Raw genomic sequence first — 13855 nt, 5'->3', positions numbered from 1 at the left:
CGAGCAGGGCCTGGCTGGCCAGTTGCTCGATGCTGGTGGGGTGGCCGTGCCGAGGCCATTGCAGCCCCGGCAGAGGTCGGTTCAGCGTCGGACCAGCAGCACACCGCTTTCCATATGGTGGGTATAGGGGAACTGGTCGAACAGGGCGCAGCGTTCGATCCGGTGCGTATCGTGCAACTGGGCGATGTTGGCCGCCAGAGTTTCCGGGTTGCAGGATATGTACAGGATGCGCTCGAAGCGTCGAGTCAGCTCGCAGGTATCCGGGTCCATCCCCGCGCGCGGCGGGTCGACGAACACCGTGCCGAACTGATAACTCTTCAGGTCGATGCCCTGCAGGCGGCGGAACGGGCGCACCTCGTTCAGTGCCTCGGTCAGCTCTTCGGCCGACAGGCGCACCAGGCGCACGTTATCCACGCCGTTCTCGTCGAGGTTGTGCAAGGCGGCATTGACCGAGGTCTTGCTGATCTCGGTGGCCAGCACCTGGCGTACGCGGGTTGCCAGCGGCAGGGTGAAGTTGCCGTTGCCGCAGTACAGCTCGAGCAGGTCGTCATCGCGCTCGCCGATGGCCTCAAAGGCCCAGTTGAGCATCTTCTGGTTGACCGCGCCGTTGGGCTGGGTAAAAGCACCCTCGGGCTGGCGGTAGCTGAAGGTGCGGCCGGCGACGTCGAGTTTTTCCACCGCATAGTCACGGCCAATTACCAAACGCTTGCCTTTGGAGCGGCCGACCAGGCTCACGTCGAGCTCGGCGGCCAGCTCGCGGGCGGCAGCTTCCCACTCGTCGTCGAGCGGGCGGTGATAGCACAGGGTGATCATCGCATCGCCGGCCAGGGTGGTCAGGAACTCCACCTGGAACAGCCGATTGCTCAGCGTCTCGCTCGCCTGCCAGGCCGCTTTCAGCCGCGGCATCAGCGCATTGATGCGTTGGCTGGCAATCGGGAAATCCTCGATCAGGATCGCCTTGTGCTTTTCGCCCGGGGCGAACATGGCGTAGTGACGCTGGCCGTCTTCACGCCACAGGCGAAACTCGGCGCGCAGGCGGTAATGCTCGCGCGGCGACTCGAACACCACAGGCTCGGGCGCGCTGAACGGCGCCAGCAGCTCGCGCAGGCGCTCGACCTTTGGCGCCAGCAGGCTTTGGTAGGCAGATGGATCGAAAACAGAACTCATGCGTTGAACCAGCCCAGCTTGATAACGAACAGAATCGACAGGATGATCAGCGCCGGGTTCAGGTCCTGGCGGCGGCCCGACAGCAGCTTGATCGCGGTCCAGGCAATGAAGCCGAAGGCGATGCCGTTGGCGATCGAGTAGGTCAGCGGCATGGCCAGGGCAGTCACCACCACAGGGGCGGCCTCGGTGACGTCGTCCCAGTTGATTTCAGCCAGGCCCGAGGCCATCAGCACGGCGACGAACAACAGCGCCGGTGCGGTGGCGAAGGCCGGCACACTGCCGGCCAACGGCGCGAAGAACAGCGCCAGCAGGAACAGCACCGCGACCACGATGGCGGTCAGGCCAGTACGGCCACCGGCGCTTACACCTGCTGCCGACTCGATGTAGCTGGTGGTGGTCGAGGTACCCAGCAGCGAGCCGGCCATGGCTGCGGTACTGTCGGCGATCAGTGCTCGGCCCATTTTCGGCATGTGGCCGTCTTTGCTCATCAGGCCTGCGCGTTTGGCCACGCCGATCAAGGTGCCGGAGTTGTCGAACAGGTCGACGAACAGGAAGGCAAAGATCACGCTGACCAGGCCCACATCCAAAGCACCAGCGATGTCCAGCTGGAGGAAGGTCGGCGCCAGCGATGGCGGCATCGAGACTACACCGGCAAACGGCGTCACGCCCATCAGGATCGAGGCTACGGTGACGGCTAGAATGCCGATCAGTACTGCACCGCGAACCTTCATCGCTTCCAGCGCGACGATCAGGAAGAAGCCCAGTGCAGCGAGCACCGGAGCAGGCTTCTTGAGGTCGCCCAAACCAACCAGGGTGGCTGGGTTATCAACGACGATGCCGGCATTGTTCAGCGCAATCAGCGCGAGGAACAGGCCGATACCGGCGGCGATGGCCGAGCGCAGCGGCAGCGGAATGCTGTTCACGATCCACTCGCGGATGCGGAAGATCGACAGCAGGAAGAACAACACCGCCGAGATGAATACCGCACCCAGCGCCACCTGCCAGGTATGGCCCATGTGCAGGACCACGGTGTAAGTGAAGAAGGCGTTCAGGCCCATACCCGGCGCCAGTGCGATCGGGTAGTTGGCGATCAGGCCCATGGTCGCCGAGCCGATGGCCGCAGCCAGGCACGTCGCGACAAAGATCGCGCCCTTGTCCATACCGGTCTCGCCGAGGATGCTCGGGTTGACGAAGAGGATGTAGGCCATGGCCAGGAACGTGGTCACGCCCGCAAGTATCTCGGTGCGCACGTTGGTGTTGTGTGCTTTTAGTTGAAACAGCCTTTCCAGCATGCCCGCTCCCAAAGACGCCTCCGGGGCGCCGTTAATGTATCGACCTCATCAGCAAAGCACAGACCGTACCGGATGCCGTGGTTTTATCTGGGGTAGAAAAAAGCCGCGCATCATACCAGCATGCTTGCTGAGCGGTAATCAATGTCGCGATACACTGTGCATTCAGTGCCGATCACCCAGACGGCCGCCGCCGAGATGCCGCTGTGCAGCTGATTGACTACTCGCAGCTAACCCCGGCCCAGCGTGGGCAACTGCTGGAGATCCAGCTGCCGTCAGAGCAGCAGTGCTTCGCCGGCGATATCGCTGATGCCTTGTATCTGTTACTCGGTTGCGGCTCTGATCAGCGCCGCGGCGTCGCGCTGTTGCTCGATGATGTGCCCAGAGCGTTTCTGCTGCTTCAGCGTGGCGCATTTCTGCCCGCCTGGGGTCAACCTGATGCAGCGATGATGACTGCGTTGCAGGTCGACTGCAGGTTTCAGGGGCAGGGCCTTGGGCGCTTTTGCATGCAGGCGCTACCGGCTCTCTTGCGCACCATGTGGCCTGAGATCAGGCGCCTGCAGTTGTCAGTGGACCGCGCCAACCTCGGCGCTTTGGCCTTGTACCGTGCAACCGGCTGGCGCGAAAGCGGCAATGGCTTTCGCGCCCGGGTCGGCTACGAGCAGCAGATGAGCCTGCTGCTGGCGGGGTCAACCTTTGATCGGTGCGGCTGACGCCGCTGGCGCTTCTGCTACCGGCTGGCTGTGCAGTTGATCGCGGTTGGCCAGGGTCGGGAACAACTTAATCCACACCCCGGTCACCACCAGCGTGCCGACGCCGCCCAGCACCACTGCCGGTACGGTGCCGAACCAGTGCGCGGTAATGCCTGACTCGAACTCCCCGAGCTGGTTCGAAGCCCCGATGAACAATCCATTTACCGCGCTGACCCGGCCGCGCATTTCGTCAGGCGTTTCCAGCTGCACGAAAGCGCTGCGGATGACCATGCTGATCATGTCTGCCGCGCCCAGCACCACCAGCACCGCCAGCGAGAACCAGAACGAGGTCGACAGGCCAAAGGCGATGGTGGCCACGCCGAACACGCCGACTGCGGTGAACATGGTCCGGCCGACCTTGCGCTCGAACGGGAAGCGCGCCAGCCATACCGACATCAACAGCGCGCCGACTGCCGGCGCCGAACGCAGCAGGCCCAGGCCCCACGGGCCAGTCAACAGGATGTCCTTGGCAAACACCGGCAACAACGCCGTGGCGCCGCCCAGCAGCACGGCGAACAGGTCCAGCGAGATGGCACCGAGGATGTCCGGCCGGCTACGGATGAAGCGTATCCCGGCCAATAGAGACTCCAGCGTCGCCCGGCCGCGCTGCTGGACCTGCTGGCGGGCATCCAGGCTCAGGGTCAGGCCGCAGGCGATCACATACAGCGCCACGGTCGGGCCGTACACCCAGATGCTGCCCAGCGCATACAACAAGCCGCCGACCGCAGGGGCGACGATAGTGGCGGCCTGGGTCGCCGATGCCGAGGCTGCCACGGCCCGCGGGAACAGTCCGGGCGGGACCACGTTGGGCAGCAGGGCCTGAGTCGCCGGCATTTCAAACGAACGTGCGGCGCCGAGCAGGAAGGCCAGGCAGAAGATCAGCTCACGGCTGACGTTGTCGGTGGCACTGCCGAGCACCAGTGCCAGCGCAATCAGCGCTTGCAGGCTCTGGCACAGCGCCGCCACCCGGCGCCGGTCATAGCGGTCGGCCACGTGCCCGGTATGCAGCATGAACAACACCCGCGGGGCGAATTCGACCAGGCCGACCAGGCCCAGATCGAGCACGTTGCCGGTCAGCTGATAGAGCTGCCAGCCAATCGCCACAGTGAGCATCTGAAAGCCGCTCGCGGTAAATACGCGGGCCAGCCAGAACGCGAGAAAGGGGCGGTGGTGACGCAACAACAGCGGAGCAGAGTCGGACATCGGCAGCCTGCGACCTATAAGAAACCCGGGGCTCTGCAGCCTATCATCTGTTTGTAACAAAGAGTTGCATAAGTCCTGCTCAAGCACCTTTTGCCATTGCATGGAAGAGGGTGGGGCAATGCGCCACGCGGCATCCAGCCACAGGCCCTGGGGCGGAATTCGGGGCTATGCTGGATACAGCCATTGATCTGGGTCAATCGTTGCAAATGCATTGATCGGCCTGTGCGGCGTGAATCCCTGCAATCGAATAGAACAATTCCAACAGGTCGCACTCGATAACCGTGGGGGCAGTGGGCATCAGGGCCACAAGCCCGAAATGCCGGTTCACCTGAAGAGGAAGCACCATGTTCGGCTTAGAAGCCCTAGAGCTCGCCCGAATCCAGTTCGCCTTTACCGTGTCCTTTCACATCCTGTTCCCGGCCATCACCATTGGCCTGGCCAGTTATCTGGCCGTTCTCGAAGGCCTCTGGTTGAGAACCGACAACCGCATCTACCGCGATCTCTACCATTTCTGGTCGAAGATCTTCGCCGTCAACTTTGGTATGGGCGTGGTCTCGGGTTTGGTCATGGCCTATCAGTTCGGCACCAACTGGAGCCGCTTCTCTGATTTCGCCGGCGCCGTCACCGGGCCATTGCTGACCTACGAAGTGCTCACTGCCTTCTTCCTCGAAGCGGGCTTCCTTGGCGTCATGCTGTTTGGCTGGAGCCGAGTAGGCCGAGGCCTGCACTTCTTCTCGACGCTGATGGTGGCGCTGGGCACGCTGGTCTCGACCTTCTGGATCCTGGCTTCCAACAGCTGGATGCAGACCCCACAGGGCCACGAAATCATCGATGGCCGGGTAATCCCGGTGGATTGGCTGGCGGTGATCTTCAACCCGTCGTTCCCCTACCGCCTGGCGCACATGGCCACCGCCGCCTTCGTCGCCACGGCGTTCTTCGTCGGCGCCTCGGCGGCCTGGCATCTGCTGCGCGGGCGCGACAACCCGGCCGTGCGCAAGATGCTCTCGATGGCGATGTGGATGGCCCTGATCGTGGCCCCGGTGCAAGCGATCATCGGCGACTTCCATGGGCTCAATACGCTCAAGCACCAGCCGGTGAAAATCGCCGCGATCGAAGGCCACTGGGAGAACAAACCCGGTGAGGCGACCCCGCTGATTCTGTTCGGCATCCCCGACATGGAAGCCGAAACCACTCGCTTCAAGGTCGAGATTCCGGTGCTCGGCAGTTTGATCCTGACCCACAGCCTGGACAAGCAAGTGCCGGCCATGAAGGAATTCCCCAAAGAGGATCGGCCCAACTCGACGATCATCTTCTGGTCGTTCCGGGTCATGGTTGCGCTGGGCATGCTGATGATTGCCGCTGGCCTGTGGAGCCTGTGGCTGCGTAGAACCGGCGCGATCTACCATTCGCGGCCGTTCCTGTACTTCGTGTTGTGGATGGGGCCATCCGGGCTGATCGCTATTCTGGCTGGCTGGTTCACCACCGAGGTCGGCCGCCAGCCGTGGGTGGTGTATGGCTTGATGCGCACGGCCGATGGCGTCTCCAACCACAGCTACGGCCAGCTCGGCTTCACGCTGGTGATGTTCGTGGTGGTCTACTTTGCGGTGTTCGGCACCGGCCTGGCGTACATGATGCGCCTGGTGCGCAAAGGCCCGCATACCGGTGAAGAAGAGCAGCCACCTGGCGGCCCAGGGCAAAAACGGACCCCGGCGCGGCCCTTGTCCGCTGCCGATGACGGCCATGAGGCCAACTCCAGCCTGACCGAGAGGAACTGAGCCATGGGTATCGATCTTCCGCTGATCTGGGCTGTGATCATCATCTTTGGCGTGATGATGTATGTGGTGATGGACGGGTTCGACCTGGGCATCGGCATTCTCTTCCCGTTCGTCAAGGCCGAGCATGACCGCGACGTGATGATGAACACCGTCGCGCCGGTCTGGGACGGCAACGAAACCTGGCTGGTGCTGGGCGGAGCGGGCTTGTTCGGGGCGTTTCCAATGGCCTACGCGGTGGTGCTGGAGGCACTGTATCTGCCGCTGATCCTGATGCTGATCGGGTTGATCTTCCGCGGTGTGGCCTTCGAATTCCGCTTCAAGGCCACTGCTGCCAAGCGCCACGTGTGGGACAAGGCGTTCATCGGCGGCTCGCTGCTGGCGACGTTCTTTCAGGGTGTGGCATTGGGCGCGTTCATCGAGGGCTTCAAGGTGGTCGACCGCCACTATGCCGGCGGCGCCTGGGACTGGGTCACGCCGTTCAGCCTGTTCTCCGGGCTGGGCCTGATCGTCGCCTACGCCTTGCTGGGTTGCACCTGGCTGATCATGAAAACCGAAGGCCCGCTGCAACAGCAGATGCATGTGCTTGGCCGGCCCCTGGCTCTGGTACTGCTGGCGGTCATCGGCATCGTCAGCCTGTGGACGCCGATCGCTTACCCGCAGATTGCCGAGCGCTGGTTCAGCATGCCTAACCTGCTGTGGTTCATGCCGGTGCCGATTCTGGTCATAGTGACGTTCTACGGCTTGTTCAAGGCGATTGCCCGCTCAGCGCACTACACGCCGTTTCTGCTGACCCTGGTGTTGATCTTCTTGGGCTACAGCGGCCTGGGGATCAGCGTCTGGCCAAACATCATCCCGCCGTCGATCTCGATCTGGGAGGCCGCCGCACCGCCGCAGAGCCAGGGCTTCATGCTGGTGGGGACGCTGTTCATACTGCCGTTGATCCTCGGTTACACGTTCTGGAGCTATTACGTGTTCCGCGGCAAAGTCACCCATGACCAGGGCTATCACTAGGAGGTGCGCGGCATGACCGGTATCGAACAGAAGAAGCCACTGTGGCAGCGGCTAGGTTGGCTGGTGATGATCTGGGCGGCGAGTGTCGCCGCCCTGGGTGTGCTGGCTTGGCTGATGCGCATGTTCATGAGCGCAGCCGGGCTGAGCACGCATTGACCGGGCGAATTACTTGCGCGCTTTGAGGATGACGAACTTGGGGGTCGCGGCAACTTGCTCGACCCCACGGAACAACCGCGCGAGCTTGCTGTGATAGCCCAGGTGGCGGTTGCCGACGATGTACAGCGCGCCGCCCACCACCAGCGCATCGCGGGCCTGCTGGAACATGCGCCAGGCGAGGAAGTCACCGACCACCTGTTGTTGGTGGAACGGTGGGTTGCACAGCACCACATCCAGTGATTGCTTCTCGAACCCGGCCAGGCCGTCTGCCGCGAGCACCTCAACCGGCCGCTCGGGCAAAGCTGCCTGCCAGTTTTCCAGTGCTGACTGCACGGCCATGTACGACTCATCGACCAGACTGAACTGCGCCTGTGGGTTGAGCAGCGCACAGGCGATCGCCAGCACGCCGTTACCGCAACCCAGGTCGGCGACCCGGGCCTGACCAAGATCGCGCGGCAGGTGCGGGAGAAACGCACGGGTGCCGATATCCAGTCCTTCGCGGCAGAACACATTGGCGTGGTTGACCAGCTCCAGGGGCGGTTGATCCAAGGTGTAACGGCTAGGGTAGGGCGATTGAGCCGGAGCCCGTTCGCTGAAGCTGGCCGTCAGCAGGCGCGCTTTTTTCTGCGCCAGCGAGGCCTGCACCGGGCCGATGTACTTTTCCAGCAAGTCGCCAGCGGCACGCGGCAAGTGCTTGATCATGGCCGTGGCGATCACCTCGGCGCCCGGTGCCAGGTGGCCTTGCAGGCGGATCAACTGCTCTTCAAGCAAGGCCAGGGTTTTCGGCACCCGCACTAGCACCCGATCGAACGTCCCCTGCCAGACCTGGTTGGACGGCACGAACGGCACGCTGTCGAACGCCTTGGCGTTGCGCACGAGGTTCTTTTCCAGAGCCATGCGGGCCAGGTGCGAATCGCCGCTGCTGGTCACTTGCAGGCTGTCGCACAGGCTGGCCGCCAATGCGCCAAAGCTGTCATTGAGTACCAGCACACGGCAGTCGGCGGGCAAACCTTGGCTGGCGAGGTGCTCGAGCAGGTACTGGTCGGCAGCGTCGAACGCTTGCAGCGGGTCGTCGGCCTGTTCCGGTTGGCGGATCAGATCGAGTTCGGCGAAGGGGCTGGTCAGCAGGGGCATGGCGTGGGGCTCAGCTATGAATCTGCTCGGCGCAGACCACGACGAGCTTGAGGGGCGAGATTCTACAGGGCTTTATCCACGGGGGGGAGGTTGCGCTCAGAACAGCCCACGGCTGGCTGCGATGGCGATGCCGCCGGCTTTGTTGGAGGCGTTGCTCAACCTGCCTGACTCAGTGTAGGAAAAGAGTCGTCCTCTTGTTTGTTTTCTTTCTCATTAACGCTGTTCCCGCCATTCACTTCGCGCCTTGCCCCTGCAAACCGTCGGTGTTCATTCAGTCAGCTTTAGGCGAAACTGGGCGCATCTGATTTATGGAGCCCGTCATGACCGCCAGCGCCGACAAGTTCACCCGCCAGACTCTGCTCGACGTTCGGCCGTTGACGCCTAACCTGTTTTCCCTGCGCGTGACGCGCGATCCAGGCTTTCGTTTTCGCGCAGGGCAGTTCGCTCGGTTGGGCGTGAGCAAAGCCGATGGCAGCGTGGTCTGGCGCGCGTACTCGATGGTCAGTGCGCCGCATGACGAGTATCTGGATTTCTTCTCGATCGTTGTGCCTGGCGGCGAATTCACCAGCGAGCTCAGCCGCCTGGCGCAGGGCGACAGCTTGCTTATCGATCGCCAGGCGTTCGGCTATCTGACCCTTGATCGACTGCCAGCTGGCCGCGATCTGTGGCTGCTGGCAACCGGCACCGGCATTGCACCGTTCATGTCGATCCTGCAGGACTTCGAAGTCTGGGAACGCTTCGACAACATCAAACTGGTGTATTCGGTACGCGAGGCCGCGGAATTGGCCTACGTCGATGAAATTGCCGGGCTGGAGCAGCGCGACTATCTGGCCGAATATGCCGGCAAGTTGCAGTTCATTCCAGTCGTCACGCGCGAAGCGTATCCGGGTGCACTGAATGCCCGGATTACCCAGTTGATTGAAAGCGGCGAACTGGAGCGGGCGGCGGGGCTTGAATTATCCCCCGAGCATTCGCGGATCATGCTCTGCGGCAACCCGCAGATGATCGACGACACGCGCCAAGTGTTGAAGGCGCGCGATCTGCAACTCAACTTGAGCAAACGTCCAGGCCAGGTAGCAGTGGAAAACTACTGGTAAGGGGCGCGGCGCGCCCCTTTGCTCGATCAGGGCAGACGGTTCTGATTCTGCGTCTTGAGCAGATCGCGAATCTCGGTCAGCAGGGTTTCCTGAGGGGTTGGCACCGGTGGCGTGGTAGGCGCCACGGCTTCTTCGCGCTTGAGGCGGTTGATCGCCTTGACGCCCATGAAGATGGCGAATGCGACGATGACGAAGTCGATCACGGTCTGAATGAACTTGCCATACGCCAGCACGACAGCCGGGATATCCCCTTGCGCGGCTTTCAGGGTGATTGCCAGGTCACTGAAGTCGACGCCACCGATCAGCAGGCCCAGTGGCGGCATCACCACGTCGCCAACGAACGACGAAACGATTTTGCCGAAGGCGGCGCCGATGATGATACCGACCGCCATATCGACCACATTGCCTTTGACGGCAAATGCCTTGAATTCACTGATCATGCCCATGGTTTATTCCTTGTAACAAATGGATAAGTAAAACGCAGTGTAAGCCACTAAAACGCTTCATGCGTGACGCTGCAGTGACTGAGGTTAGTAAGTGACTGCGGTTAGATCGAATAGTTTTGTCGCATCCTGCAGCGTTCGAGACACGTCTGGCTCGGCTATCATGACCACTTTTTTCCGGGAGACTGCCTTATGGCCAAAGCCAAGCGCTTGTATGGCTGCACCGAGTGCGGCGCGACCTTTCCCAAATGGGCGGGCCAGTGCGGCGAGTGCGGCGCCTGGAACACCTTGGTCGAGAGCATGATCGAGAGCGGTGGCGCCGCGGCGCCCAGCGGGCGTGCCGGCTGGACTGGCCAGCAGGCCCAGCTCAAGACCCTGGCCGAAGTCAGCGTCGAAGAAATCCCCCGTTTCAGCACCAGCAGCGGCGAACTCGACCGGGTGCTCGGTGGCGGTCTGGTCGATGGTTCGGTGGTGCTGATCGGTGGTGACCCAGGTATCGGCAAATCGACCATCCTGTTGCAGACCCTGTGCCACATGGCCGCCGCCATGCCGGCACTGTATGTCACCGGTGAAGAGTCGCAGCAGCAGGTAGCGATGCGCTCACGGCGTCTGGGCCTGCCGCAGGACAAGCTCAAGGTCATGACCGAAACCTGCATCGAGACCATCATCGCCACCGCTCGCGTCGAGCAGCCGCGGGTCATGGTCATCGACTCGATCCAGACCATCTTCACCGAACAGCTGCAATCCGCCCCGGGCGGGGTCGCCCAGGTGCGCGAGAGCACGGCATTGCTGGTGCGTTACGCCAAGCAGAGCGGCACGGCGATCTTCCTCGTTGGTCACGTGACCAAGGAAGGCTCGCTGGCCGGGCCGCGGGTGCTCGAGCACATGGTCGATACCGTGCTGTATTTCGAGGGCGAGTCCGATGGCCGTCTGCGCTTGTTGCGTGCGGTGAAAAACCGCTTTGGCGCGGTCAACGAACTGGGCGTGTTCGGCATGACCGATCGCGGCTTGAAAGAGGTCTCCAACCCGTCGGCGATTTTCCTTAACCGCACCCAGGAAGAAGTCCCCGGCAGTGTGGTCATGGCGACCTGGGAAGGCACCCGGCCGATGCTGGTCGAGGTGCAGGCGCTGGTCGACGACAGCCACCTGGCCAACCCGCGCCGGGTCACCCTGGGCCTGGACCAGAACCGCCTGGCCATGCTTCTGGCCGTCTTGCACCGTCACGGCGGCATCCCGACCCACGATCAGGACGTGTTCCTCAACGTGGTAGGCGGGGTCAAGGTGCTCGAAACGGCCTCTGACCTGGCGTTGTTGGCCGCAGTAATGTCGAGCTTGCGCAATCGGCCTCTGGCCCATGACCTGCTGGTGTTCGGTGAAATCGGCCTGTCTGGCGAAGTACGGCCGGTGCCCAGCGGTCAGGAGCGTTTGAAGGAAGCCGCCAAGCATGGCTTCAAGCGTGCCATCGTGCCCAAGGGCAATGCGCCCAAGGAGTCTCCGCCGGGGCTGCAGGTGATTGCCGTGACCCGGCTTGAACAGGCCCTCGACGCGCTGTTCGAGTAACTGTAGGAGCGGCCTTGTGTCGCGAAAGGGCTGCGTAGCGGCCCCGCATTTCAGCTTCGCCGCTGATATTGCTGGGCCCGCTTTGCGGGCCTTTCGCGACACAAGGCCGCTCCTACAGGCGTCAGTGCTCGGCCACCGCGTTGCGCCGTCGCGCCGCGCCGTCCTGCTCTGAGCCCTCTTGCAGTGGCACCTCGATGCCTTCAGCGTCGAACAGTTTGCCGTCCTTGAAGTAGTCGCCATCACGCAGGGCGGAGATGTCCGAGTACTGGATGGTGCGCTCGTAGGCTGCGGCGAACACCGACTGGTTCTCCGAGTTACCGGTGGTGAAGTGGTTGAACATCAGGTTGAGCAGAATCGCCATGATCGCCGCCGAGCTGATGCCGGAGTGGAAGATGGTCTCGAACCAGTTCGGGAAGTGGTGGTAGAAGTTCGGTGCGGCAATCGGGATCATGCCAAAGCCCAGCGAGGCGGCGACGATGATCAGGTTGACGTTGTTCTTGTAGCTGACCTTGGACAAGGTGCGAATCCCGCTCGCAGCCACGGTGCCGAACAGCACGATGCCAGCACCGCCAAGTACTGGCGTCGGCACTGCGGCGATCACCCGGCCCATCACCGGCAGCAGCCCCAGCACGACCAGGATCAGGCCGCCGGTAGCCACTACATAGCGGCTCTTGACTCCGGTCACAGCCACCAGGCCGACGTTCTGGGCGAAGGCGCTCTGGGTGAAGGAGCCAAAGATCGGTGCCAGGATGCTGGAGGCCATGTCGGCGCGCAGACCGTCGCCCAGGCGCTTGGAGTCAACCTTGGTATCGATGATCTCACCGACCGCAAGGATGTCTGCCGAGGTTTCGACCAAGGTCACCATGATCACGATGCACATCGACAGGATCGCGGCGATATGGAAGGTCGGCATGCCGAAGTGGAACGGCGAGGGCATGGCGAACATCGGGCCTTCGGCGACCTTGCTGAAATCGGCCATGCCCAGCGACCAGGCAATCAACGTACCGACCACCATCGCCAGCAGGATCGACAGTCGCGAGATGGTCGCGCTGCCGAGTTTGCTCAGCACCAGCACGATGGCGAAGGTCAGCGCGGCCAGGCCCATGTTGGCCATGCTGCCGAACTCTGGCGAGGCACTGTTGCCGCCCATGACCCAGCGCGCCGCAACCGGCATCAGGGTCAGGCCGATGGTGGTGATGACGATGCCGGTCACCAGCGGTGGGAAGTACTTGGTGATCCGCGAGAACACCGGCGTGATCAAAAAGCCGAGCACCGAGGCCGCCATCACTGCGCCGAGCACCCCCGGCAGGCCACCGCCACCTTCACTGCTGAGGATCGCGCCCATGGTCGCCACACCGGCGAAGGACACACCTTGAACCAGCGGCAGCTGGCAGCCGAAAAACGGTAAACCAAGTGTTTGCAGCAAGGTCGCCAGGCCACCGGCAAACAGTGAGGCGGCGATCAACAGACCGATCTCGGCGGGGTTCAGGCCCGCTGCCTGGCCCAGAATCAGCGGGACCGCAACGATCCCGCCATACATGGTCAGCACATGCTGCAGACCGTAGGCCAGGTTGGCGCCAAGGCCGAGGTTTTCGTCCTCGGGACGTTGGGTCGCAGATGTTCCAGGGGGCGTCGTCATGGAGCAGGCTCTCTGTTTATTGTTGTGGGGCTACTGTAGACACTTCCTACAAAGGATGGCCACAAAAATTGTATACAATATTTTGATCGGAGCGCGCACAAGAGTGCCCGTAAACAGCGTCTTAGCTGAATGCAGAAAGCGTTCCAACAGAGCGCAAGCGTGATTATAAAGTTGTGTACAAGTCCCCAAACCGCTTGCAAGAAGCTGTCTGGGTAGACAGGAAACACATGGAGGAGGGGCAGGTTAGCTAGCTAACAGATAGTATTATTCGATGAGTTCGCGCAGTTCGCGCATCATTTCGGTGCGATCAGCCAGGTTCAATTCCACAAGACGGTGCAGATGGCTCATCGAGTCGAGGTCGATGTGGAGGCAGACGAAACCCAGCTTGCCGGTTTCTTCATGACGCAGCTCGACCTGCATTTCCAGTTGCACCTCAGGGCTGAGGTGTACCGTCGCTTCAAAATCCTGCGTGGCATCTGGCTCCCAGCACTCGGGGCGGCTGACCAGAATGCCCTTGAGGGAGATATCCAGCAGCTTTACCTGCCATTTTCGCGAGCCTTGGCGCAGTTCTGCGGTGGCATCGAAAGCAATTCGCTGGAAACGCCGACGTTCGTCGTGATCGCTCATGG

The 13855-nt window shown here is 62.3% G+C and carries 13 protein-coding genes; 6 read left to right on the top strand and 7 right to left on the bottom strand.

Annotated features, from left to right (window positions below):
• Positions 1–81: 81 nt before the first annotated feature.
• Both trmA and CXQ80_RS19880 read right to left on the bottom strand, forming a co-directional pair.
• Positions 82–1167, bottom strand: a complete 1086-nt coding sequence (gene trmA / locus CXQ80_RS19885) for a tRNA (uridine(54)-C5)-methyltransferase TrmA (protein WP_101322100.1) — start codon at positions 1165–1167, stop codon at positions 82–84.
• A complete protein-coding gene (locus CXQ80_RS19880; RefSeq protein WP_101322099.1) occupies positions 1164–2459 on the bottom strand; it encodes an NCS2 family permease in 1296 nt (431 codons plus the stop codon). Before CXQ80_RS19880 ends, trmA begins: the two co-directional genes overlap by 4 nt.
• Positions 2460–2662: 203 nt before the next feature.
• Here CXQ80_RS19880 and CXQ80_RS19875 point away from each other — a divergent pair, with 203 nt between their 5' ends.
• A complete protein-coding gene (locus tag CXQ80_RS19875; RefSeq protein WP_101322098.1) occupies positions 2663–3169 on the top strand; it encodes a GNAT family N-acetyltransferase in 507 nt (168 codons plus the stop codon).
• On the opposite strand, the gene CXQ80_RS19870 is transcribed toward CXQ80_RS19875, so the two are convergent.
• Complete coding sequence (locus CXQ80_RS19870; protein WP_101322097.1) at positions 3146–4411, bottom strand: MFS transporter; 1266 nt, start codon at positions 4409–4411, stop codon at positions 3146–3148. The two genes, CXQ80_RS19875 and CXQ80_RS19870, sit on opposite strands and share 24 nt — an antisense overlap.
• A 344-nt stretch (positions 4412–4755) precedes the next feature.
• Between CXQ80_RS19870 and CXQ80_RS19865 the strand changes: the two genes are divergently transcribed.
• The 3 genes from CXQ80_RS19865 to CXQ80_RS19855 are packed head-to-tail and all read left to right on the top strand — an operon-like array spanning position 4756 to position 7353.
• Entirely contained in the window at positions 4756–6186 is a 1431-nt protein-coding gene (locus CXQ80_RS19865) for a cytochrome ubiquinol oxidase subunit I (RefSeq protein WP_101322096.1), read from the top strand.
• Positions 6187–6189: 3 nt separating this feature from the next.
• A complete protein-coding gene (gene cydB / locus CXQ80_RS19860; protein ID WP_101322095.1) occupies positions 6190–7197 on the top strand; it encodes a cytochrome d ubiquinol oxidase subunit II in 1008 nt (335 codons plus the stop codon).
• A 12-nt stretch (positions 7198–7209) separates the two neighbouring features.
• Positions 7210–7353 (top strand): DUF2474 domain-containing protein, encoded by a 144-nt coding sequence (locus tag CXQ80_RS19855; protein ID WP_101322094.1) that lies wholly within the window; start codon positions 7210–7212, stop codon positions 7351–7353.
• 9 nt (positions 7354–7362) lie between these two features.
• Here CXQ80_RS19855 and CXQ80_RS19850 read toward each other — a convergent pair whose 3' ends face one another.
• Positions 7363–8487, bottom strand: a complete 1125-nt coding sequence (locus CXQ80_RS19850; protein WP_101322093.1) for a methyltransferase — start codon at positions 8485–8487, stop codon at positions 7363–7365.
• Between the two features lie 320 nt (positions 8488–8807).
• Between CXQ80_RS19850 and CXQ80_RS19845 the strand changes: the two genes are divergently transcribed.
• Positions 8808–9584 carry a ferredoxin--NADP reductase gene (locus tag CXQ80_RS19845; RefSeq protein ID WP_101322092.1) on the top strand — a complete coding sequence of 259 codons (777 nt, stop codon included), beginning with the start codon at positions 8808–8810 and terminating at the stop codon, positions 9582–9584.
• A 26-nt stretch (positions 9585–9610) separates the two neighbouring features.
• On the opposite strand, the gene mscL is transcribed toward CXQ80_RS19845, so the two are convergent.
• Complete coding sequence (gene mscL, locus CXQ80_RS19840) at positions 9611–10030, bottom strand: large-conductance mechanosensitive channel protein MscL (protein WP_101322091.1); 420 nt, start codon at positions 10028–10030, stop codon at positions 9611–9613.
• 189 nt (positions 10031–10219) lie between these two features.
• On the opposite strand from mscL, the gene radA reads away from it, so the two are divergent.
• Positions 10220–11587, top strand: coding sequence for a DNA repair protein RadA (gene radA / locus CXQ80_RS19835; protein WP_101322090.1), 1368 nt, complete (start codon positions 10220–10222; stop codon positions 11585–11587).
• A gap of 121 nt (positions 11588–11708) precedes the next feature.
• Here radA and CXQ80_RS19830 read toward each other — a convergent pair whose 3' ends face one another.
• Together CXQ80_RS19830 and CXQ80_RS19825 are read right to left on the bottom strand one after the other, a co-directional pair.
• Complete coding sequence (locus tag CXQ80_RS19830) at positions 11709–13226, bottom strand: nucleobase:cation symporter-2 family protein (protein ID WP_101322089.1); 1518 nt, start codon at positions 13224–13226, stop codon at positions 11709–11711.
• Positions 13227–13490: 264 nt separating this feature from the next.
• Complete coding sequence (locus CXQ80_RS19825) at positions 13491–13853, bottom strand: PilZ domain-containing protein (RefSeq protein ID WP_101322088.1); 363 nt, start codon at positions 13851–13853, stop codon at positions 13491–13493.
• Positions 13854–13855: the final 2 nt, after the last annotated feature.

This window comes from Pseudomonas sp. 02C 26 (assembly GCF_002843585.1).
Taxonomy (GTDB): domain Bacteria; phylum Pseudomonadota; class Gammaproteobacteria; order Pseudomonadales; family Pseudomonadaceae; genus Aquipseudomonas; species Aquipseudomonas shirazensis.
The sequence above is the reverse complement of the archived record's forward strand: the minus strand, read 5'-3'. Positions and strand labels throughout refer to the sequence as shown.

Coding starts and splice junctions, on each gene's coding strand:
- CXQ80_RS19855 (WP_101322094.1), top strand. CDS start 7,210: ATGACCGGTATCGAACAGAAGAAGCCACTGTGGCAGCGGCTAGGTTGG.
- mscL (WP_101322091.1), bottom strand. CDS start 10,030: ATGGGCATGATCAGTGAATTCAAGGCATTTGCCGTCAAAGGCAATGTG.
- CXQ80_RS19825 (WP_101322088.1), bottom strand. CDS start 13,853: ATGAGCGATCACGACGAACGTCGGCGTTTCCAGCGAATTGCTTTCGAT.
- CXQ80_RS19850 (WP_101322093.1), bottom strand. CDS start 8,487: ATGCCCCTGCTGACCAGCCCCTTCGCCGAACTCGATCTGATCCGCCAA.
- CXQ80_RS19830 (WP_101322089.1), bottom strand. CDS start 13,226: ATGACGACGCCCCCTGGAACATCTGCGACCCAACGTCCCGAGGACGAA.
- CXQ80_RS19870 (WP_101322097.1), bottom strand. CDS start 4,411: ATGTCCGACTCTGCTCCGCTGTTGTTGCGTCACCACCGCCCCTTTCTC.
- trmA (WP_101322100.1), bottom strand. CDS start 1,167: ATGAGTTCTGTTTTCGATCCATCTGCCTACCAAAGCCTGCTGGCGCCA.
- CXQ80_RS19845 (WP_101322092.1), top strand. CDS start 8,808: ATGACCGCCAGCGCCGACAAGTTCACCCGCCAGACTCTGCTCGACGTT.
- radA (WP_101322090.1), top strand. CDS start 10,220: ATGGCCAAAGCCAAGCGCTTGTATGGCTGCACCGAGTGCGGCGCGACC.
- CXQ80_RS19865 (WP_101322096.1), top strand. CDS start 4,756: ATGTTCGGCTTAGAAGCCCTAGAGCTCGCCCGAATCCAGTTCGCCTTT.
- cydB (WP_101322095.1), top strand. CDS start 6,190: ATGGGTATCGATCTTCCGCTGATCTGGGCTGTGATCATCATCTTTGGC.
- CXQ80_RS19880 (WP_101322099.1), bottom strand. CDS start 2,459: ATGCTGGAAAGGCTGTTTCAACTAAAAGCACACAACACCAACGTGCGC.